Below are 20,372 nucleotides of genomic sequence, written 5' to 3' on the forward strand. Positions count from 1 at the left end.
GGCGTTTTCACATCATCTGTTTGAAAAATGGAGATAATTAATGGAATTGGTATTCTTCTTTACTGATCAAGTTTGTTTTTGTCTCCCAGCTTCGAGAAACAAAATAAAGAGGATCGTTATAATCGGCATGTGACCGACAAGCTCTTCTAATCCCGAAAGTAGAAAGGTTGTCATAAATATAGCCAGCAACAAACCGTATATGATCCGGTTGGCAAGGTTGGCTATAAGTATTAGTCCAAGAATGACTTCGCTGATACCGACAAAAACAACAAAATGCAGATTACTAATTTGCGGGAGGCTAAGCAGCGGGAAGAAATTGTAATAGTCGTTTTGGTTGATGAAAGCCAATGCCATACCTGGAAGCATTAACTTATTGTGGATACCTAATTCTAGTAATTGGAGCCCTAGCCCTATACGGACTAGATGGACTGCGATTCTGCGCCATTGTTCTTTGTCTTGATTCCAATACTTGCATAGGCGGTAGTCATTATTGTTTAAGCTGGGGCCAATGAAGATAAGCGACAGACCAACAAATAAGAATTCAAAGAGGTAATCAAACGCGATAAAAAAAGGAAAGAAAATGAATAGAGCGAGTGATGTTAGCGCAATCGCGACGCCTGTTAGGCTGACTGAGACGGCCATTAGCACGATTGCCGAAGCCTGAATAATAACGCCATACAACGCAAGTTGAGGTGATAAGTAGAGGTTTGGAGCAAGAAACTCCCCCAGCAACAGGTTAACAGCAAGATAACAATTAATGACGAGTACCAGGAAGTACCATATCCAAGGGTGTGGTGTGACAATAGGTTGAGTTAGGCCTGCTTTTAGTTTGTTAGGCAGTATGGGAGCGTATGTGATCATCGTTGCAAACAAAAAAAGGCTGAGTGTTGTGATGACAATAGCCAAAGAGATAGTATCGAAAGGGAGGCTTGTCTCTGGATTGGTGCCATCAGCAATAAACCACCTCACGTGAGCATGGCTAGATTGACTAAAACAAAGTGCAGGAAAAGAAGCTACGATGCAGAGCCATTGTTTAGCGCGTATTCGTTGTATTCTGTTCATTATCTGTTCTTCCAAAGGGCTAACCAGTGATTATCTTGTTGGCTCGTCGATGTTTTCTTCTGACAACGTTAAAAGAAATACTTCGAGCTGGTTGAGTTGGTAAGGTAATAATTTCAACGGTGCTAAATCTGAATGTGTCCCGAATGGCGTGGCTGCCCGATTGTAATAGTGGAGTACTTCTGTGAGTGTGCTGAATTGTCCTGCATGCATATAAGGGGCGGTATCGGCAATGTTCCTCAAACTCGGTACTTTTATAGCGCCCTTTAGTTCATTACTGGCTCTTTTGATAAAAATCAGCTCTTTACATTGTGCTGATTCGCTATCGCTATAGTAACCAAGGCAATTAAATGGGTCTTTGAGAGCATGCTCTACTCCCGTAAATCGTCCTTTCTGGGCGGAAAGGTGAGGCATCGGAACCGTTGTAGCGTGAAAGTCACCATTCGAGAAGAGTGCGCCGTTATGGCAGCGAATACACTGTCCTTGTTCGCTGATAAACAATTTAAGCCCTGCAATTTCGTTTTCGCTTAATAAAGGCTTTCCGCCGATATCGGGCGATCTGGATGGAGCGGTGACTTGATCGATATAGCGGTCAAACCGTGTATCACTAGGCCATAGGGTTGCTTGATAAGCGGCTAATGATTTCCCTATATTTGCGTAAATACGGTTGATTTCCGTTTGTATTTGAATGCCTAGCCACTGCCAGTTCTTTTGTTCTTCTTCGTATTGGCTGGTCGGAGAGGCCTGTTCCGGTAAAATGGTATTCATAAGCAGAGCAGGGAGGCTACCGAAAACAGTCTGATAAAGTTGTGGATATCGATTTAACACGTATTGCACATATTGCGTACGAGTGCCGGCATGTTCAATATGATTTTCTAGTGGTTTTAATGCTTGTGCCCATAGGCTATCAGCACTGCCATCCAGCATAAACCAGTTGAAGCTAGCAACACCCAACAATGTTGGTACTTGTTTATCTAACGAGATATCACTATTGGCCGCTAGTGTGAAATAGTGCTCTGGCTGGTGGCAGCTCGCACAGGCGATTTGCTGATAGCGGCTCAGTTGAGTATCAGAAAAGAGTAACTTACCAAGTAATGCAGCCTGCGGCTTGAGTAAGTAGTTATTAGAGGGATCACTTATTTGCCATTTACTTGGAAGGCGCAAGCTGCGAAGTATGGCTAATTCTTCCTGAGTCCAGATTGTTATTATAGGCGCAGACTTATAGGTTATAAAGTAAATTAATAATACTGTTATAGCTGAGCTTATAATCACCATTGCTTTATTTGGTGTTATCATGATCTAGATCAAATTCTATTTTGTGATGGAATTGTGCGTTGGGATTTAAATCAATTAATTCGATTCGCCACTTTCCATACATATTAAACTTCACGCCATCAATGATGTATTCTCCTGGCTTCGGTTCATTAATTAGCTGAGGTTGCGTCGGTAAGCCATGCTGATGGGCGGGCATCCCTCCCTTTATTTGGAACTCTAGCCCTTGAACAGGCTGACCTGTTGTGTCATCGATATGAATAACCCAAGAGTGGATTTCATTCAAAATAATAGGTAATTCAATAGGTTCTGCGGTGATGTTGTATTGAGAAGTTTGTACAATAACGGGCAGCGTTGATGAGGCCATCGATGGGCTGTTCATCAATACGAGTAATGTAATTATCATATATTTATACAACACAGTAACCTAGCTTATTAATTATTATGTTTATTGTTTGAAGTATTGTATTAATAGTGTTATTGATCAAGCTCAGCATTAAGATTAATTAGATATATCTAGCTTTATATAAATATCACAGTTGATGCTTGGTATTAATAATTAGTTATATTCCCATTTACAAAGTGGTATTTTTTTTACTTCTTTATTGGTAATTATTTGCGCGGTGTTATCTTTGTTTTATATATATGCAGTAGTTAATAAGAGTGTTTATTATTAAGCTCGTTTTGATTTGTCTGATATGAATCATGTTTGATTCTGGGGGGCTATGTGTTTTTTCAGGTCATGACGCCAACGTGGAGGCTCTGGCTTTTATTGCGTGAACTACACTAAAAGACTTGTAGCTCAAACCATGAAAGGATAACGAGATGAAGAAGCTGCTAGCAACATTATTGTTTTTATCAACATTGTTTGTATCAACGTCTGTGCTTGCTTCACAAGGAGAATCCGTAAGCTATCAAGTCAATGGCGAAGAATATGAAGGCTTTTATATGGCTTCCCAAAAAGGTGCGCCTTTAATCTTAATGGTTCATGACTGGGATGGACTTACCGCCTATGAAAAAAAGCGCGTAGGTATGCTAACTGATGAAGGTTATGCGGTGTTTGCAGCTGATCTCTTTGGTAAAGATGTACGCCCCACAGAAACAGAAGAAAAGAAAAAGCTAACAGGCGCTTTATATCAAGATAAAGAAAAAATGTTGGGCTTGCTTGATGGTGCATTAGAGAAAGCCGCATCATTGGGTGCAAAAGCCGATAATACCGTTGCAATGGGCTATTGTTTTGGCGGGGCAGCAGTACTTGAAATGGCTCGCAGTGGCGCAGGTATGAAAGCATATGTCACCTTCCATGGCGGATTAAAAACACCAGAAGGGGCTGATTACGCGAAAACAAAAGGTAAGGTACTTGTGTTCCATGGTGGTGGTGATACCTCTGTAACTATGGCTGACTTTGTCGATCTTTCTACAGCCCTTGAAGCCAGTAATGTCGACAGCGAAATGATTGTATACAGTGGTGCACCACACGGCTTTACTGTTGAAGGCTCAGATCGTTATCAAGCAGCAGCCGATCAAAAATCTTGGGCGCGTTTTGTTGAATTTTTGGCAGAAATTAAATAACTGTCTCTGCTAGTCAAATTTATTAGCCTTGTTCTGGCGTCGAGGAAAAAGGGAAGAATCATAGTGTAATTATTGATTCGATTGTGAGTAAACAATTTTGCGAGCATACTGGTTATGTCATGGCAATGCACCTGTAAACTTTCGAATAACTAAAAAGGAAATCATTATGTTATGTGTTACAACGTCAGACATTATTGGACGAGAAATTACAGAAACATTGGGTGTCGTTACGGGTAATGTTGTGCAATCTAAGCACGTAGGTCGAGACATTATGGCAGGTTTTAAAACTATCTTTGGTGGTGAAATTCGCGGCTATACTGAAATGCTCACAGAAGCTCGTGAAGAAGCCTTAAACCGTGCAATTGCCGATGCACAATCGCAAGGCGCTGATGCCATCGTGAACCTTAGGTTTACAACCAGTGCAATCATGCAGGGTGCTTCAGAAATTCTTGCCTATGGTACTGCGGTTAAACTACGTTAATTCATGAGGCTTATGTTTTTGTCGCTGAAAGCATAAGCTGTCCAAATGAAACCACTAAGTGTCCTTTTAGTACCACAACGTGGGTTTTAATGTAATGAACCATCCCACCCCGTCAGGCTATGATTATGGTGACAATTAATAAGTAATTAAACAGCATTTACACGTTACCGTAGAAATGCATAACTATGAAATTGATAATGCTTTTCTCTTTTCACCTGAAATACATGCGGTAATGCCTGTTAATTTCTATGGTGGTCATGTTCTCTCAATATATATGACACAAGTAGTAAGGTGAGGCTATATGAACAATGTTTTTAACATGGAAAAGTTATTCACTTCATGCCTCTTGCTCTCTTTTATCCGAGAGAACAGGCATTTTTAAACAGCTGACGATTAACTAAATTTATCCACTCTTTCAAACGAAGTATTACCTTTTATTTTTATACTCAATATATCATAACGAATAAACTAACGTGGTAACGGGTAGTTTTTATGGCTTATGAGATTCAGGAAGTTTAGTCATACATTTACCCTAATATTTACCCTAATATTAGTTTTAACTTACTTATATAAATATAACAATCTGGCACAAAGTACCTCTTTAGTGTTACATTGAATGATTATCAATAATTACGTCGGTAATAAACTTAATCACCACGTCGTACATATAAAAGCAGTTTAAAAAACTTAATTCAGAAAAAATGAACCCTCAATGAACTTAGAGTATTAAATCTAATAATTAGGTGTTTTCGAACGCATATGCTCTTCATGATCGAATTGGTAGTGAAACCAACCAATAACTTGCGCAAAACATTACCAAGATCTCATAAAACAACAAAAATAGTGGACGATAATTCCAAGACTAAACTTTCTAGTACATAATGATTAAGTCGTCAACTCGAAGATATTTATTTATTAAAAGGGAATTTTATGAGAAATATTGCCGGTATTATTGAGCAGCTTGAAAGTGGAAAGCAGAATTTCAATATCTGGGTATATTCAAGTAAAGATTACTATTGTAAGTTTGGTTCTCAAAGTAATAAACCGCGTACATTCCAACTACAGAAAGCAATTGAACAGCATTTACAAGTTATCGTAGAAATGCATAACTATGAAATTGATAATGCTTTTCTCTTTTTACCGGAAATACATGCGGTAATACCTGTGAATTTCCATGATGGTCATGTACTTTCAACACATATGACACAAGTGGAAAGGTGAAAAATAAACTAGCTCGCTGTCTTTATATATTTGGTATCAAGAATGATTAAGAAACAAATTATGGCTAGATTGTTTCTGTATTGTCCCAATCAATAAAGATATAAATAAACAGACCCATTGGGTCTGTTTATTTAACAAGTGTTTTATATCAATTTTATTAATTCAGCCCCAGATATAGTCAGAAAAGTAGTCAAATTAAGTTTGGACTTCAAGAAATCGTTGGGCGTTATTGATTGCGACTTCAATTTTTCACCTCTTACTTCATCAAACCGTAATTTGACCAAGTTTTCTTAATCCAAGTAATGTGCCTGCAAGTTCGAGGGAACATCCGTAATGTTACTTCTTTGGTCCGAGAACATTACCAAAGCTACAAACCAAGCAGCAAAATAAGGGGTACTGTCTATGATCTATGGTACCTGTTTATCACATTTTCTATGGTCATTATTCCAAACATAATTTTTCTGACAAATGACTCGGAAGTGCCAACGAAGTAGAAATGAGGATGCCTAGACCAAATCTTCTGCAGTTTTTTATCTAATTGAACTGCTTGTTCAGAAGACTCGCTTCTTACCGGATTGTTACTGCTGATATCATGTCCGGTGGCTGCCGCTGATTCAAAAAAAATCACGGCATCATAGCGAGCGATTTCATGGTCAAAGGTTGAATTTACATCTTTAAAAAAGTCGCTTTCCGTACCAGGCCAATAGGCTAGGCCGTCAAGTGACCCGCGATCGCAGACCAGCAACCTATCCGGAAATTGTCTTTTATGGATCTCTTCCAGATTTTTCTGCAGCTGAAAAATAGTTTTCTGAATCATCCTGAGTGTTTGCTCATTATCTGATCGCGTTATCCCTCCGGAAAAGAGCAAGGTTGCAGCCTCGGGTACAACGGCAATTTTATGGCGTAGCTCTCTACGGAAGAGATCCAGTGCTGTGGTTTTGCCACCACCGGGACCACCCGTTACGACAACTTGCAACTGCTTTTTCATCACGGCCTCTAACTAGCTAGTTGTTATCTAAGAAGCTTAGTCAAAAGTTGAAAATAATTAGCTATTTCTAAACTTGTTATTGACCTGTCTATAACTTCATAGTTTAAAGTGCTCTTATTCAAACAATGGAATCGAGTTAAATGGTGTATCGAATTTCTGAACTCGCTGTCGAAGTGGGGCTGTCACGTACCGCTCTGCTTTATTATGAAAAACAAGACCTTATAAAAGGTCAAAGATTAAGTAACGGCTATCGAGTATACAGTGAGCGTGATCTCCAGCGCATCCGTTTAATTCGGCAACTTCAGGCTGGAGGATTAACCCTCAAAGAGTGTAAAGCGTGCTTAGAGGCAAAAGTAGATCGTAAACTGTTACAACGTCGATTACATAAATTGGATGAAGAAATTGCCCAAAAACAACAGTCGCGACAGCTTCTCGCGGCGATGCTTGGTGAGGGGAATCTCAAAGAGTGGCATGAAAATACAAATAAATTAGCGCCTGATGCGCATTTAGATTGGTTAATGAAGCAGGGATTCAGTGAAAAAGAAGCTCTGCGATTAAAATGGTTATCAAAAGACATGAACGAACACGAACAGTATATGGCCGAATTTATGACGGTCTTTGAAGCACTTGACCGATGGGCGCCAGGAAGTGAAAGTGAAACACTCAAAGCGTTGTCGCTTTTACCTGAGCAACCGAAAGTTATTCTTGAGATTGGCTGTGGTAAAGGGCTGGCCACGACGGTACTAGCAAATAATACGACCGCATCTATTACAGCAGTGGATAACGAGCAATCGGCATTAACAAGACTCAGTGACCGTTTTGAAGCGGATGGTTTGGCATCTCGACTCACAACAGTTTGTGCCAGTATGACGGCGCTGCCTTTTAATGAGGCGAGTTTCGATCTTTTATGGGCAGAAGGAAGCGCTTACATTATGGGTGTGACCAAGGCTTTATCTCAATGGAAGCCTCTGCTTGATGACGGCGGTATTTTAATGCTAAGTGACTTAGTTTGGTTGACAGATACGCCGAATGAGGAAGCTATCGAATTCTGGAAGCATGAATATCCTGATATTCAAACAGTTACTACACGAGTCAAACAGATGGAAATTGCTGGTTATGACGTTATTAACAACTTTACGCTCAGTCGCCAAGCATGGCAGAACTACTATGAACCATTGATATTGCGTATTGAAGAACTACAACCAGAAATGCAAGGCTCTCAGGTACTGAAAGAAATTGGTAAAGAAGTCGACATTTACAGCAACTATCTTGGTCAGTTCGGCTATCAGATGTTTATCCTAAGAAAGTGTCGTTAAAGTAGCGGCTACCTCTCTTAATCGAATTAAGCACCACACCAAGGTGGCAGAAGTGTTGCCTTAGTTTCTGAACATAAAGTCGAGGTGCACTCTAACAAAGTTTTAAAAATAAGTTCCAGATATTCTCAATGACCGCTTCACGAACGTGACCGATGTGTTTGTTGAGGAATGTCAGCCATTCCTGCTGCCGATTAAAAAGGGCTTTGAGGGGGTTGTCTGTAGACTAACCTTATTCAAAGACCTCATGTTTCTCACTCTCCTAAAACATGTCCACGAAGGATTTAGTTATAGGTGAAATCGCACGCTGGTCGTAGATCATGCATAAGCTGGCAGGTAGCTTTTCTTTAAGGCTAATAAAACGGATATTATCCCACTTATGCTTATTAAAACTTGATGGGACAATTGTTATCGCCTGACTACTTGCAACATAGGCCATCAAAGTATTGGGTTCAACGAATTCGCTGTCAATAGACGGGATAAACCCCGCATGCATACATGCATCAATGACCATTTCTGCTGATGCCGAGTTTCGTCGTGTCATAAAGCTGAATGTACTGTCTTTGAGCTCAGCTATAGAAATAAGTTTACGGTCTTTAAGGTTGTGTTCATCTGAAACAGCCACTATGAATTCTTCATCTGTGATTCGTTGTGATTTCAGTGGATGGATGTTGAGCGCATCAGCAAAGCGGGCAAGCCCAACATCAATCTTTTTATCTAGTAGTTTTTTCTTTTGAGATTCAGGGTTGATCTCAATGATTTCGACGCGGTAATGAGGGTATAGACAGTGGAATTCTTTTAGCATACTGCCAAATCCAGCCCAAAACGCAGAGCTCACCAATCCAATCCTTAATGTATTATTCTGATGGCGCCCTACTCTTTGAACCTTGCTTAAAGAACGGTCAATGGCGTAAAAAATTTGTTCACACTCTGTTCTTAACACCATGCCTGGTTCTGTTAAATGCACATTTCGAGAGTTTCTAATAAAAAGCTCAACGTTCAGTAATGACTCGAGTTCTTTAATTTGGCAACTCAGTGGCGAAGTTGTGATGTTTAATTGTACTGCCGCTTTACCAAAGTGCCCTGTTTTAGCCACTTCATAGAAGTACCTGAGCATTTTTAAGGTAACGCGTTCGGTTAATGCATTATTCATATCAATTTTGATCAAGCTCCCAAGCATTTGTGATATAGCTATTTTTATTGAAAATAAAGCCGTCATTTAGCGATCTATTAAAAAGGAAAATACAGATAAAGATCACGTTGTAACATTGAATATTTTGTAAACAAGATAGTAGGACTGCTTGAAAAGTCAGTCGTCGGTCACATTTTATCCACATAAATTATCGTATACCGACCAAATTTAGCAATTACTGTCACCACATCATCCTAAGAATAAGGATGATAACCCTTAATTTACCAATGAATCAATAGTCGACATTGCGTATTATTTTTGTGATTTCATCACTTAATAGGGTAGAACAATGAAACACGATCCAGTTATAAATGCTTTGCAAACCATCCGCGCAAGAAAACCAAACTTCACACCTAAAGCTGCCTTTATTCTTGGATCTGGCTTAGGCGTTATAGCTGATGAACTGACAGACAAAGTAACTATCTCGTATGAAGAACTTGATGGCTTTCCTGTCAGTACAGTACAAGGTCACTCTGGTGAACTTGTACTTGGCTCAATGAATGGAGTTGATGTTGTATGCATGAAAGGCCGTGGTCACTATTACGAGCATCAGTCAATGAAAGTAATGACAACACCTGTTAGAACGTTCAAAAAACTTGGCTGCGAACTTTTATTAGTGACTAACGCTGCCGGTTCACTTCAGCCAGAGCGCATCGATGTTGGCTCATTGGTTATGTTCCATGATCACATTAACACTATGCCAGAGTCTTCAATGACAGGTGCTAATGATGAAGAATACGGCCCACGTTTCTTCAGCTTGGCTAATGCTTATGACAAATCACTACGTATTGAAGTATTAGAAGTCGCCGAAAATAATGCTATCCATCTAAATCAAGGTGTGTTTGTTTCATACACTGGCCCTAACTTTGAAACCGCCGCTGAAATTCGAATGATGCAAATCATGGGCGGTGATGTTGTTGGTATGTCTGTTGTACCAGAAGTTATTTCAGCAGCCCACTGTGGCCTTCCTGTCCTCGCTATTTGTGCAATTACAAACATGGCAGAAGGTTTGGGTGATGTAGAGTTATCACACGACCAGACTCTGAAATGTGCGAAATTAGCAGAAGCTGACTTCATCAAATTGATCAAGGCATTCATGGCTAACCATTTCTAAACCCAAGGGGGTGCTGTTGCGAAAAATGTAACTAAGGCTCAGAATCCCTTTTTTTCCCCACCGAATCTAACGATTCAATGACCAGCAACGAATTCAAATGGAAACACTTTTCCCCTGAAATCATTCTTTGGTGTCTGCGTTGGTATGGCTCGACACCAATGAGTTATGTCAACCCCAGTGACGTGTTGGCTTCGTCATGATGAGCGTAAAACCCTTATAAAGGGAGAGATCCGCCTTCATTAATCGTCTCTTTAATATTGAGGTTGTTTATCAGTAATCATCACCCTATTACTGGCTAGATCTGTCTTATCTTCTATTGAAAGGCTATCTGTTATGAACTTTTACTCCGTAGTGGCTTAGAGTAAAAAATAATACTCATTCTGAACATTAGTCCAGACCTGTCTCCGTTCTTTTCGTCGTCCCAGATGTGGGTTAACTATAACTTGTATTATATATGCATGTTATATAGGATGTTGCGCAATAGGGAAGCGGCTAACATCTCAATACTTACTGATAATCAAGGACAAGCATACAAGCTTAACAATGGATGAAAGCCAGTAGAGATGCCGAATTAGCAGATAAAAAACATCACTTACAATGGGACAGTATATGCGTTCACTTTTTATACGAATGAGGTTCATTCACTGGTTAGGTGCGATTGCACTTTTTGTTAATGCTACATTTTTCACTGATGTGTTATTTTCACAAATTATTCAATATGTTGTTGTTGTTTTTTTGATTATCCATGACATCGATGAAAAGTTTTGGGGCGTCGATTCTCTGGAAGATGTCACAAACTATATGAAGAATTTCGAAAGAAAAGACCTTTCTGTGCCTTGCGAAATAAACAGCAAGTACAACAGAGAAATGGGCAATGTGCTCAATGTCATTAATACCTTCAGAGAGAATGTGAAAAGTGCCCTAGTAGATATACAACAACAGGCCAATACTTCTGATGAAATATCTGATTTACTTAAACTCAAAACTCAGAACATTTCAGCCAGGATTCAGGAACAAGACAATCGAGTCCACTTTATAACAAATCAAGTTGAGACTCTGGATAAGACATCAATATCTCTTCAATCCAAAGCGGAAGAAACGCGCTCAAAAGTCGAACAGACCCGAGATGACTTACTTACCTCAAACAGTACGATGGGAATGATGGTAAAGGAGATCGGTACTTACATCCAAAACAATGACTCACTTCATAACAAATTTCACCAACTATCTAAGCAAACGCAATCTATTGAAAAAGTAGTATCGGTCATCAATAACTTGGCTGATCAGACGAACCTTTTGGCTTTAAATGCCGCGATAGAAGCAGCCAGAGCAGGAGAAAATGGACGAGGTTTTGCTGTAGTGGCGGATGAAGTGAGAAACTTAGCGAAATCAACTCAGGAAAGTTTGGATGATATCAACCAGATAATAACGGGGATATCTGAAGCGGTTCTTGACGCTGGCGAACAGATGAAAACTCAGTCTGTAGCGATAACATCATTGTCTCACTACACGACAACCAGCCAATCAGGGCTCGAAGCTGCCTGTGAAAATATTAATGAAATCCTGCCCCTTATTGGGCAAGACAGTGAAAGTGGTAGTGTTGATATTCTTTATGTTCACAAGTTGGTTAGAGATATCAGTAAAGAGATTGAAGCATTAAAAACGCTCTCTAGCTCTAATGCTAATGATTGCGCTGAACTTGAACAACAAGGGTACTACCTTAGTGAAGTTACAGACAACATCGTAGGGCAATTGGGGTTATTTAAAACAAATTAAAACTTTTAGACGCGATAATCGTATGTATTCCTAAGAACAAAACTTACAGCACGATACAACACTCTCCCCCAAACACTCAAAGAGGGGGGAGTTTGTGTGAGTTTCAAAAATCATCGAGTCTGCGATATTTTCACTGACTCTGTGACAGACTCAGTTCCATGTAAGAAACGTTCTTACTGAATAGTAAATGGACAGTCGTTAACCCTGTAAAAAATAAAGACAGGTGGTTTCTAGGCTGGAAATTAAAATAATCTAGAGGGCAGAGTACTTAGCAGGTCGATGATCTGGGTTAACAATCTACTTCTTCTAATCTAAGCTTTTGCCCAATAGTAAGTTAGAGCTGTTGCTCGTAACATGACTCAAAATAGATTATCAATACCACCCCCCTTCAAGCTAATACACTATTAAATCGATTAGCTCTGCAGAGAGGTGTTTATGGTTACAAATCAATCCTCAAATGGTTTCCATTTAAAAATTAGACTATTGTTAGATTTTTTAATCTGGTTAAAAATTGTCCAGCCAGATGTCTTCATTCAACGATGCTTTATTTTTTCGTTTTTTCTTACCGCTGCCTTCAGGTTTTGCCATCGGCTTATTTACAGTTAAAAACGCTTCATTCACTTCATCAGCTTCAAAGCCTTCTACTTGCTCACGTTCAAGTCGGATCTTGTTCTTCTTTTCGATGACTTTGAAATGATGATAATCGTCATGATCGATAAGCGATAACGCTAAGCCCACTTCACCAGCACGGCCACTTCGACCAATACGGTGCATGTAGTCTGATGGGCTTCTTGGTAAGTCAAAATTGATCACCACCGGCAGTTTTTCAATGTCTAGACCACGGGCTGCAATATCAGTAGCAATTAACACTTCAACCTCACCGGCTTTAAACGCTTCAAGCACACGAGTACGAGCGCCCTGGCCTTTATCGCCATGAAACACTTCTGCGGTAATACCACGTTTAGATAGTTTGTCTGCCAAGTGCTCACAGCTATTTTTAGCATTAACGAAAATAAGCGCTTGTCGCCATTCATGTTGCTTGATCAAATGCGCTAATAAGGCTGTTTTTTCGCCCTTATTAACGGTAAAAACGCGCTGTACTAAGGTACTGGCGTCGCTACTTTGCAATTGAATTTCAACAGGGTCGTTAAGCAATTCTTGGGTTAACGTCTGTACTTGCTCAGGAAAGGTCGCTGAAAATAATAACGTTTGCTTATTCTTTGGCAATAAATCCAATAATGCAGATAGCTCATCAGTAAAGCCTAGACTTAACATTCGATCGGCTTCATCAAGCACTAAGGTTTTAACCCTATCGAGCTTAATGGCATTACTTGAAATCAAATCGAGTAATCGACCAGGCGTTGCAACCAAAATATCAGTGCCGCCACGTAATGCGAGCATTTGAGTATTCGCTGATACACCACCAAAAACAGCAACCGTTTTAATCGCACCGTTAAAATGCACCGCATAAGATTTAATGCTGTCAGCAACTTGCTTAGCCAGTTCACGGGTAGGTACCAAAATCAGTCCAGTAACATAGTTACCTTTACTTAATGGTTTGTCAGAGTGCTGTTGCTCAAAAAGGTGCTGCAATATAGGCAGTGCAAAAGCGGCAGTTTTACCTGAACCAGTATTTGCCCCTGCAATTAAGTCACGTCCTGCTAATACACTTGGGATCACTTGCGCTTGAATAGGCGTTGGCTGTTGATATTCCAGCTCAGTTAATCTAGCTAATAGAGGTGAAATAAGGCCAAGTTCTGTAAAGTTGGCTGGCGTTGTGGCAGTAGTCATTAATATAAAGGGCTCAGAGCTAAGATAATAGCGCGCTATTTTAGCGTATTTATGCCCCGTTAAGTTAGTGATATCGATCAAACCCTGCCGTAATGTCATTCCATCACCGTATAGACCGAGTTTGGTTCGACACTAAGTTCCTAGATGAGCACTGTCTTTCATTCTAGTGTTTTATGTTACTTGATGCACACAAAAAGCAAGAATCTAAACTGAGGGAGAAAACTGGATGAAACTGAGATTAGTGATAGTTTCATAAGCAATGTGATGTCGTTTGAGGCTGATTTACACTCTTTTACTTTCAATATGCTTAATTTACATTTCAGCGCTTAATATAATAGTGTCGTTATATATAAGGTTATTATAGTGAAAGCACTCTACATAAAAACGATGGGCGTGTTTGTATTGATCACTTTACTTTGGCTCCAAGCGGAATCAAATTTATTCAGTTATACAAACTTTTTCGAGTATCGCAGCGCGTTAATTCAATTCAGTGGCATTATTGCCATAACCTTGATGACGATGGTTATGCTACTTGCATTACGCTTATCATTTATTGAAAAACTGACTCAAGGTTTAGACAAGTCTTATCATTTACATAAGTGGATGGGCATTGGTGCGCTTGTCACCGCCGTAATACATTGGATGATCGCGATTGTTCCTAAATACCTAGTCAGATGGGACATGCTGGTAAAACCGGTACGTACTCGAAATGTACTTAACCCTGATTCTCTATACTCCATTATTCGACCATTGAGATCTGGCGCGGAAGGCCTTGGAGAATGGGCGTTTTACGTTATGTTGGTCTTAGGGGTAATATCTTTACTGGGTGCCATTGGATATAAAAAATTTAAACTATCACATAAACTGATGTCTGCGTGCTTCTTGGTTATTGCATACCATTCTGCCATTTTGATAAAGCACAGTTACTGGCCGTATATCATTACTTACCTCGTTTTAGCGATCATTGCATGCGGTATGTTTGCCGCTGTTTGGAGTCTGTGCGGTAAAATTGGTAAAAAACGTGCGTTTAAAGCGCATGTTTCAGGCTTTTCTCATGACAATGATAACCAAGTGACAGATTTACATTTATCCGTTAAAGACTGGCCAGGGCATAGGCATGGGCAATTTGCGTATGTGAATATTGGTAATCATGAACCTCATCCATTTACCATTGCCTGTGTTGATCGTTCTGATGGTCAACTTCGCTTTCTTGTTAAAGAGCTAGGGGATTTTACTGCGAAGTTGAAAACTCAGCTGGTATTGGGGCAAAGTGTAACGATCGAAGGGCCGTACGGGCAGTTTAACTTTGATGATACGCACCCCCAAATTTGGATCGGTGGTGGTATTGGTATTGCGGCGTTCAAAGCGGCTTTGCAGCAGCGTCAAAACAGTTCGGCGATAAAACCCGTAACGCTTTATTACTGTACAAGTAATCCTAGTTCTCGTTTTATTACTGAATTGGAACGAGAGGCAACAAAAGCATATGTGACATTAAAAATAATAGATGGACGGTCTCAGCCATATCTAACGGTTGACCAATTGCTGAGCCGTCATCCTGATATTCAGTGCAATTCAATTTGGTTTTGTGGTCCGATTGCGTTTTCAAACCAGTTAACACAAGACTTAACTGCGATCGGTTATGATTTGGATTTATTCCACCGGGAATACTTTTCAATGCGTTAGTGTCATCTTTAGGTGCCTTCGTTGGTATGGTTCGACAGCTATGAGTCATGCCAATAGCAGAACAAAAAGGAGTGACTAAAGCATTGAAAGGCCGCTGATGCTTTTATAGGCTACCTTCAGATGGCTCGTGAGGCCGGTGATGGTAGTAAAGATGCGGTGACGACCTTTAACGCACTTCGTCAATCGATGAATATGTTTACGTGTTAGCTCATTTATCAGAGCTTACAGTTAGCATAGAGGATCTACTATCTTAGATAGAGTGAAACTATTCAGGCAGTTTAGACAAAATTTCTTCAAACAGTACCTGCATGAGTTTTTGACCGTGCTCACTACTCCAGTCCTGAGCGAGTTCCGCTATCAACTGATTGGTTGTGGTGAGCGTGACACCATGGGATTCCATGCGACGTAATGCCGTATCATCCGCTATTTTGCTTGGAGAGCCAGAGCCGTCAACAACGACTTGCACATTATACCCTTCCAACACTGACGTGATGGCTGGATAAACGACACAGACGTCAGTAGTAATACCTGCAATGATCAGATTTTTACGTCCAGTCGCTTTAACTACGGCCGCAAAATCAGGATCTTTCATCGCATCAACAACCCCCGCACGCTGCACGCGTTTTTCAAATGCTTCTGGTACTGCTTTCTGAAGTTCCTCGAACAACGGTCCTTGGGCTTGATCCTCCATACTCGAAGTGAGAATCAAGGGCATGCCCGTTTCATTCGCGGCACGTGCTAACGCAATCGTATGTCTCTTAATCTCTTCCAAGTCCGCAGACTTAACCCAACCCATGGTACCAACTTGATGATCAATCAATAACATCGCTGAATTTTCTGGAGTGAAAATTGTGTGGTTCATTTTATATCTCTCTTTTGGTTATGCCATTACTGGCAGTTAATGCGTTAATTACATTTGTAGCTTGTAGCTTGTAGCTTGTAGCTTGTAGATTTGACGCGACCCGAGTATTGCATTGTGTCAGCTTGAGTGTACCGATGGCCCTGTACTGATAATCGGTTGCGCTAATTGTTTTCCCGCAACCAACAAGAACTCAGCGGCATTGTTCGTGGTGCTAACTTGGCTCTCGTCGTCGCTGGCGTTAAATATCCCCATTTACCGGTATGCCACCTGAAAGTAGGTGGGCAGTATGACCATCCGTGTCTTCATGTTTTATACTCAAAATCAGTGGGTAGCTGATGGCCGCAACGCCTGAATGGCCATGGAACCATGATTTGAACCAGTACGAATTTCTTGAATAAATCGGCTCATTATCTGCTCTCTGATTTCGTTGGAATAAGTACATTTTAGATAACTATCCATTCATTGAGTAGGTGGTATAATTGGGTTTGTTTGCCCCATATTTAGAGGTAATGAATGGTAGATTTCAACGAAATTAATATATTCATTAAGGTTGTTGAAGCCGGTAGTTTTGTTGGAGGAGGAAAGTTGCTCGGCATACCGTCTACCACGGTCAGCCGCAAAGTTCAGCAGTTAGAAGATAGTTTGGGTGTGAGGTTATTGCATAGAAGCACAAGAAAGCTGTCACTGACTGATCAAGGATTGCTCTATTTCCAACAATGCCAGTAGCATCTTATGGGAATTGAAGAGGCCAACCTTGTTGTAACCCAGTCACAAAAGCAACCGAAAGGAACCCTGCGGATTACCTCTCCATTAGATTTCGCCACCTTATACGCTCAACCTTGGATCAACGAATTCCTTGCTAAGTATCCAGAGGTGAAAATTGAGCTGAAAGTAACAGATCATCAGGTCGATCTGATAGAAGAGAGAATTGATATCGCCTTTCGATCTGGTGTGCTGAAGGATTCCAACTTGGTTGCTCGTCGAATCGGACCCAAGCAAAGTGTTTGCTGTGCTAGTCCCGACTATCTTGCTCAGTATGGTGAACCAATACACCCCAGAGAATTGACTCAACATCTTTGTATTTTATGGGGGAATACACTTCAAAATCAGAATTGGCAATTTAAAGATATCGATCAGGTATTAGATATTCCTGTAAATGGTCGGTATGCCACTGATGCTAATAATCTATTAATCAAGGCAGCGGTGGCCGGATTGGGCATTGCCAGAGTTCCTTTGCCTTTGGTTAAGCCTTATCTGGAAAGTAAATCGCTTAACTTGATACTGACAGACTACGAAATTCCTGCTGGTAATATGTACATCATCTATCAGTCTCATAAATATTTAACCCAAAATATTCGCTTATTTGTGGATCATGTGATCGACCAAATCGCATGATCCACAATGTCAGCAAACTGGCAGCCTAAAGAGCAGGTAACATCATCTGTCAGCTAGGCTGTATAATCTCTGTCAAGGCCTGTTGCAGGCCTTTAAGTTGGGGCAGTTCGGCCCTAATCGTTGGGATATCCGCCTGGAAGCCTTCTTTCTTGAACCACGAAAACATGGTCGACATCTCCTTGCTCATTGGTGCAAATAGCCAGCTTGGCAGTGTCAGGTAGCGCGGCTTTTTCCCCATCACCTGGGTGTAAATAGCTTTGATTTCTGCAAAACTTTTTTCATCACCGGCCAGTTCCACAGCCTGAGCCAGGTAGCGTTTCGGCTGGGAAAACACCAAAGCGGCAAAGGCTCCAATATCATCAACGGCGGCCATTTGTAGCTTTCGATTTTTTTTCAGTGCCCAAGACAACAGGCTCCAGTTAACAAAAGCAAAGCTGCCAGTTGCTAAAAAATTTTCGATAAAATAAGCAGGGCGGATAAAAGTATAAGGCAACCCGATCTTAATAATATGGCGCTCAATTTCCCCCTTGCTGTCAAAGTGGGGAATGCCCGTTTGACGCTCGGCTCCGCCCACAGAAGAATAAACAAAGTGCTGCACCTTAGCCGCTTTGGCTGCATCCGCCAGGGCTTTACCCTGAGCAATTTCGACCTTTATGCTACTGGTCCAGTTATTTTGCACCGAATAAACGCCATAGGCACCCTTCAATATAGGTGTAAGCGTTTCCGGCTTGTCCAGATCGCCATAGATCACTTCGACACCTTGTTGACGTAACCTGTCCGCCGCTTTGCTTTGCAGGTTGCGGGTTACCGCTTTAATAGTAAAACTACTGTTCATCAGGTGTTTTACTACCGCGCCACCTTGATTGCCTGTTGCTCCTGTCACGACTAAAACTTTATTCTCGACCATGATCTTATCCAACTTAATGTTTGCTTAACGACGGGGTAAATCCTAACAAGGACTGGATTGGTCAACTAGATGGTAAAAACAAATTACACTATCCCAAATATGGGGTAATTGAGTTAGTCATGTTCGACTTAAGTGGGGACTGGTTAAGGATATTGGCTATTCCAGCAGCGCTATTATTGGTAGTGCATGTTGCGCATCAGGTCCGGGAACATTTATTCCTTCATGACAGAGTTGAAAATTAAACATTCATCCAATTTGTGCATAGCACAGGGAGTAAACTTGCCGCCTCATCTAAGCACAATACAGGTTCGCCAAAAGGAACCCCACAATATCGAAATAAATGTTTCCCCGCTCCTAAGCGACTCATTTTGTCCATAAGTGGCTTAGGATGATCACTTAAATCGAATTTGCCCTATAGTTGATTAGAGCTAATACTCTCAGTCAATAAGTACACTTTATTTTATGAAGTGTTTCTAATTCAAAAAATATGATGTCATCTTATATAAGGTCGCGTTATATAGGCTAGAGTTGCATTAAATTTAAAGGATATTTTACAGGAAGTAGCATCATCATGAATAACCTCACAATCTCAAGCGTTGCAGCTAGTCATCTACTGACTAATATCAAAGATAATGTACTTACCATTACCATGAACCGCCCCAAAAAACTAAATGGGTGGACGATGGAAATGATGGATGCTCTTGCCGAAGTGTTTTTAGTTGCAGATACCAACAATACAGTTAAAGCGATCATTTTATCGGGTACCGGTAAATACTACTCTGCGGGTGTCAATTTAGGTGGCTCACTTAAAGTTATGCCCCCGAAAAAGCTGCATAATTTGATTGTAAAAAATAACCTGAGGCTATTCGATATTTTTCTTAACTGTAACAAGCCTTTACTTATTGCTGTTAATGGCCCAGCAATAGGTGCCAGTGTTACATCGGCCACTTTAGCAAACAGTATCATTGCATCTGATAATGCGACTTTTTCAACTCCCTTTTCGGCTCTAGGTATAACCCCAGAGGGTTGCTCTAGTTTTCATTTTCCTCGCTTATTGGGTGAAAAGAATGCTCAGCGTATGTTAGGCAGTGAAGGTTGGAAGCCCAACGCCAAAGAAGCATTAGACGTTGGGTTAGTTCAAAAAGTTGTCCCTCAGCATCAGCTTATGGAAGAAGCAGAGCGCATTGCTCAAGATTGGGTAGCTAATGATGAACAACGTAAATTTTTAGCAGGAAGTTCGTTAGAAGAGCTTAAAGTGACGAATTCACGTGAGTCAGAACAGCTTGCAGATTCATTTTTAGGTGCTGATTTCTTAAAAGAACAGTCGCGTTTTTTTTGGCGCAAAAAGAAATATGCTCCGTCTGCTTTGTTCTTTACGTTATGGTCATTAAGACCACTATGGGCACGTTTACTTTAAATAGCCCTCGATACAGGTGCGGTTCGATACAGGAGCGGCAGAGGTTGCTCGTTTATCGGATTGGTCGCAAATACCAAATATGAATAGTAGGCTCTGCCTTCCCACTATTTTCTATAATGGGTCTGAATGGGGATCGCTGTGTATGTTCTAGCCAGTAATAAAGAGATGATTAAAGCCACTGCAGATTGAAGGTAAATTGAATCAATTTTACGCGCTATTAGCCTAATTATATTTGAAAATCAGTACGTTTGTACTTCTGCATAACTCTGCGACTAAACCTTTGCGAGAGATATCACGGTATCTTTCATGTCTCCAATGACTATCAAATC

The 20,372-nt window shown here is 40.6% G+C and carries 19 protein-coding genes and 2 pseudogenes; 12 read left to right on the forward strand and 9 right to left on the reverse strand.

The window, feature by feature from the left end; genetic code table 11:
- Positions 1-66 precede the first annotated feature (66 nt).
- The 3 genes from C9J12_RS03795 to C9J12_RS03805 are packed head-to-tail and all read right to left on the reverse strand — an operon-like array spanning position 67 to position 2,737.
- Complete coding sequence (locus tag C9J12_RS03795; RefSeq protein ID WP_107241495.1) at positions 67-1,062, reverse strand: hypothetical protein; 996 nt, start codon at positions 1,060-1,062, stop codon at positions 67-69.
- Between the two features lie 30 nt (positions 1,063-1,092).
- Positions 1,093-2,355, reverse strand: a complete 1,263-nt coding sequence (locus C9J12_RS03800) for a cytochrome-c peroxidase (RefSeq protein WP_227876260.1) — start codon at positions 2,353-2,355, stop codon at positions 1,093-1,095.
- A complete protein-coding gene (locus C9J12_RS03805) occupies positions 2,339-2,737 on the reverse strand; it encodes a FixH family protein (RefSeq protein ID WP_227876261.1) in 399 nt (132 codons plus the stop codon). Before C9J12_RS03805 ends, C9J12_RS03800 begins: the two co-directional genes overlap by 17 nt.
- A 419-nt stretch (positions 2,738-3,156) precedes the next feature.
- Between C9J12_RS03805 and C9J12_RS03810 the strand changes: the two genes are divergently transcribed.
- From C9J12_RS03810 to C9J12_RS03820, 3 genes are all read left to right on the forward strand, one after another.
- Positions 3,157-3,903: a dienelactone hydrolase family protein gene (locus C9J12_RS03810; RefSeq protein WP_107241496.1), complete on the forward strand. Its 747-nt coding sequence runs from the start codon at positions 3,157-3,159 to the stop codon at positions 3,901-3,903.
- A gap of 166 nt (positions 3,904-4,069) precedes the next feature.
- Entirely contained in the window at positions 4,070-4,384 is a 315-nt protein-coding gene (locus C9J12_RS03815; protein WP_006228833.1) for a heavy metal-binding domain-containing protein, read from the forward strand.
- A gap of 930 nt (positions 4,385-5,314) precedes the next feature.
- A complete protein-coding gene (locus C9J12_RS03820) occupies positions 5,315-5,605 on the forward strand; it encodes a hypothetical protein (protein WP_107241497.1) in 291 nt (96 codons plus the stop codon).
- A 400-nt stretch (positions 5,606-6,005) separates the two neighbouring features.
- On the opposite strand, the gene C9J12_RS03825 is transcribed toward C9J12_RS03820, so the two are convergent.
- On the reverse strand, positions 6,006-6,593 hold the full coding sequence (locus tag C9J12_RS03825; RefSeq protein ID WP_107241498.1) for an AAA family ATPase: 588 nt from the start codon (positions 6,591-6,593) through the stop codon (positions 6,006-6,008).
- Between the two features lie 143 nt (positions 6,594-6,736).
- On the opposite strand from C9J12_RS03825, the gene C9J12_RS03830 reads away from it, so the two are divergent.
- On the forward strand, positions 6,737-7,909 hold the full coding sequence (locus C9J12_RS03830) for a MerR family transcriptional regulator (RefSeq protein ID WP_227876275.1): 1,173 nt from the start codon (positions 6,737-6,739) through the stop codon (positions 7,907-7,909).
- Between the two features lie 259 nt (positions 7,910-8,168).
- Here the strand turns inward: C9J12_RS03830 and C9J12_RS03835 are convergent, their stop codons facing one another.
- Positions 8,169-9,125, reverse strand: coding sequence for a LysR substrate-binding domain-containing protein (locus C9J12_RS03835; protein ID WP_227876262.1), 957 nt, complete (start codon positions 9,123-9,125; stop codon positions 8,169-8,171).
- A gap of 262 nt (positions 9,126-9,387) precedes the next feature.
- Between C9J12_RS03835 and xapA the strand changes: the two genes are divergently transcribed.
- The 4 genes and pseudogenes from xapA to C9J12_RS03850 all read left to right on the forward strand — a co-directional run bounded on the left by xapA (position 9,388) and on the right by C9J12_RS03850 (position 11,988).
- Positions 9,388-10,212 (forward strand): xanthosine phosphorylase, encoded by an 825-nt coding sequence (xapA, locus tag C9J12_RS03840; RefSeq protein ID WP_107241500.1) that lies wholly within the window; start codon positions 9,388-9,390, stop codon positions 10,210-10,212.
- Positions 10,213-10,289: 77 nt separating this feature from the next.
- Positions 10,290-10,403: pseudogene (locus tag C9J12_RS03845) on the forward strand (IS6 family transposase); the annotation flags it as partial.
- A pseudogene (locus C9J12_RS31580) lies at positions 10,399-10,489 on the forward strand (IS6 family transposase); the annotation flags it as partial. The pseudogenes C9J12_RS03845 and C9J12_RS31580, both read left to right, overlap by 5 nt.
- A 332-nt stretch (positions 10,490-10,821) precedes the next feature.
- The gene (locus C9J12_RS03850) at positions 10,822-11,988 is read left to right on the forward strand and encodes a methyl-accepting chemotaxis protein (protein WP_107241501.1); all 1,167 of its coding nucleotides are present in this window, start codon (positions 10,822-10,824) and stop codon (positions 11,986-11,988) included.
- A 504-nt stretch (positions 11,989-12,492) separates the two neighbouring features.
- Here the strand turns inward: C9J12_RS03850 and C9J12_RS03855 are convergent.
- Positions 12,493-13,779 (reverse strand): DEAD/DEAH box helicase, encoded by a 1,287-nt coding sequence (locus C9J12_RS03855; protein WP_107241691.1) that lies wholly within the window; start codon positions 13,777-13,779, stop codon positions 12,493-12,495.
- Positions 13,780-14,142: 363 nt separating this feature from the next.
- Here C9J12_RS03855 and C9J12_RS03860 point away from each other — a divergent pair, with 363 nt between their 5' ends.
- Positions 14,143-15,462, forward strand: coding sequence for a ferredoxin reductase family protein (locus tag C9J12_RS03860; RefSeq protein ID WP_107241502.1), 1,320 nt, complete (start codon positions 14,143-14,145; stop codon positions 15,460-15,462).
- A 265-nt stretch (positions 15,463-15,727) separates the two neighbouring features.
- Here C9J12_RS03860 and C9J12_RS03865 read toward each other — a convergent pair whose 3' ends face one another.
- Together C9J12_RS03865 and C9J12_RS03870 are read right to left on the reverse strand one after the other, a co-directional pair.
- A complete protein-coding gene (locus C9J12_RS03865; RefSeq protein WP_107241503.1) occupies positions 15,728-16,324 on the reverse strand; it encodes an isochorismatase family protein in 597 nt (198 codons plus the stop codon).
- Between the two features lie 117 nt (positions 16,325-16,441).
- On the reverse strand, positions 16,442-16,576 hold the full coding sequence (locus tag C9J12_RS03870; RefSeq protein ID WP_107241504.1) for a pirin-like C-terminal cupin domain-containing protein: 135 nt from the start codon (positions 16,574-16,576) through the stop codon (positions 16,442-16,444).
- A 261-nt stretch (positions 16,577-16,837) separates the two neighbouring features.
- Here C9J12_RS03870 and C9J12_RS31020 point away from each other — a divergent pair, with 261 nt between their 5' ends.
- Together C9J12_RS31020 and C9J12_RS03875 are read left to right on the forward strand one after the other, a co-directional pair.
- On the forward strand, positions 16,838-17,050 hold the full coding sequence (locus tag C9J12_RS31020) for a LysR family transcriptional regulator (protein ID WP_227876263.1): 213 nt from the start codon (positions 16,838-16,840) through the stop codon (positions 17,048-17,050).
- Between the two features lie 6 nt (positions 17,051-17,056).
- Positions 17,057-17,719: a substrate binding domain-containing protein gene (locus C9J12_RS03875; protein ID WP_227876264.1), complete on the forward strand. Its 663-nt coding sequence runs from the start codon at positions 17,057-17,059 to the stop codon at positions 17,717-17,719.
- Between the two features lie 49 nt (positions 17,720-17,768).
- On the opposite strand, the gene C9J12_RS03880 is transcribed toward C9J12_RS03875, so the two are convergent.
- The gene (locus tag C9J12_RS03880; RefSeq protein WP_107241505.1) at positions 17,769-18,626 is read right to left on the reverse strand and encodes an NmrA/HSCARG family protein; all 858 of its coding nucleotides are present in this window, start codon (positions 18,624-18,626) and stop codon (positions 17,769-17,771) included.
- A gap of 571 nt (positions 18,627-19,197) precedes the next feature.
- Between C9J12_RS03880 and C9J12_RS03885 the strand changes: the two genes are divergently transcribed.
- On the forward strand, positions 19,198-20,043 hold the full coding sequence (locus C9J12_RS03885) for an enoyl-CoA hydratase/isomerase family protein (RefSeq protein WP_107241506.1): 846 nt from the start codon (positions 19,198-19,200) through the stop codon (positions 20,041-20,043).
- Positions 20,044-20,372 lie beyond the last annotated feature (329 nt).

The sequence above is a fragment of the Photobacterium frigidiphilum genome (assembly GCF_003025615.1).
Lineage (GTDB): Bacteria > Pseudomonadota > Gammaproteobacteria > Enterobacterales > Vibrionaceae > Photobacterium > Photobacterium frigidiphilum.

Bases quoted from the DNA above. Each gene is read 5' to 3' on its own strand.
- C9J12_RS03795 (WP_107241495.1), bottom strand. From the start codon at position 1,062: ATGAACAGAATACAACGAATACGCGCTAAACAATGGCTCTGCATCGTA.
- C9J12_RS03800 (WP_227876260.1), bottom strand. From the start codon at position 2,355: ATGATAACACCAAATAAAGCAATGGTGATTATAAGCTCAGCTATAACA.
- C9J12_RS03805 (WP_227876261.1), bottom strand. From the start codon at position 2,737: ATGATAATTACATTACTCGTATTGATGAACAGCCCATCGATGGCCTCA.
- C9J12_RS03810 (WP_107241496.1), top strand. From the start codon at position 3,157: ATGAAGAAGCTGCTAGCAACATTATTGTTTTTATCAACATTGTTTGTA.
- C9J12_RS03815 (WP_006228833.1), top strand. From the start codon at position 4,070: ATGTTATGTGTTACAACGTCAGACATTATTGGACGAGAAATTACAGAA.
- C9J12_RS03820 (WP_107241497.1), top strand. From the start codon at position 5,315: ATGAGAAATATTGCCGGTATTATTGAGCAGCTTGAAAGTGGAAAGCAG.
- C9J12_RS03825 (WP_107241498.1), bottom strand. From the start codon at position 6,593: ATGAAAAAGCAGTTGCAAGTTGTCGTAACGGGTGGTCCCGGTGGTGGC.
- C9J12_RS03835 (WP_227876262.1), bottom strand. From the start codon at position 9,125: ATGACGGCTTTATTTTCAATAAAAATAGCTATATCACAAATGCTTGGG.
- xapA (WP_107241500.1), top strand. From the start codon at position 9,388: ATGAAACACGATCCAGTTATAAATGCTTTGCAAACCATCCGCGCAAGA.
- C9J12_RS03850 (WP_107241501.1), top strand. From the start codon at position 10,822: ATGCGTTCACTTTTTATACGAATGAGGTTCATTCACTGGTTAGGTGCG.
- C9J12_RS03855 (WP_107241691.1), bottom strand. From the start codon at position 13,779: ATGACTACTGCCACAACGCCAGCCAACTTTACAGAACTTGGCCTTATT.
- C9J12_RS03865 (WP_107241503.1), bottom strand. From the start codon at position 16,324: ATGAACCACACAATTTTCACTCCAGAAAATTCAGCGATGTTATTGATT.
- C9J12_RS03870 (WP_107241504.1), bottom strand. From the start codon at position 16,576: ATGGGGATATTTAACGCCAGCGACGACGAGAGCCAAGTTAGCACCACG.
- C9J12_RS31020 (WP_227876263.1), top strand. From the start codon at position 16,838: ATGGTAGATTTCAACGAAATTAATATATTCATTAAGGTTGTTGAAGCC.
- C9J12_RS03875 (WP_227876264.1), top strand. From the start codon at position 17,057: ATGGGAATTGAAGAGGCCAACCTTGTTGTAACCCAGTCACAAAAGCAA.
- C9J12_RS03880 (WP_107241505.1), bottom strand. From the start codon at position 18,626: ATGGTCGAGAATAAAGTTTTAGTCGTGACAGGAGCAACAGGCAATCAA.
- C9J12_RS03885 (WP_107241506.1), top strand. From the start codon at position 19,198: ATGAATAACCTCACAATCTCAAGCGTTGCAGCTAGTCATCTACTGACT.